A 233-nucleotide genomic window follows, 5' to 3' on the forward strand; every position below is an offset into this window, starting at 1 on the left:
TGGACGAGTCCGGTGATGATCGCCGGGTAGGTGTAGAGCACGTCCATCGGCCCCCGGTCGGGGAAGACCATGCGCAGCGCCCGGTCGACCAGCCCGTTGCCTTGGAAGACCATGGTCCAGGAGAACACGCGCACGAGCGCGTTGCTCCAGAACGGCAGGACGACGAGCAGGAACAGCGCCTCGCGCCACCGCCCCGGCACCGCCCGGGCCAGCGCCAGCGCCGCCGGGAAGCC

1 pseudogene is annotated in these 233 nt (G+C 71.2%); it reads right to left on the reverse strand.

The features are described from left to right. Positions 1-233, reverse strand: a pseudogene (locus tag SB754_RS23140) (hypothetical protein); the annotation flags it as partial.

This window comes from Leifsonia sp. SIMBA_070, assembly GCF_046534635.1.
Taxonomy (GTDB): domain Bacteria; phylum Actinomycetota; class Actinomycetes; order Actinomycetales; family Microbacteriaceae; genus Leifsonia.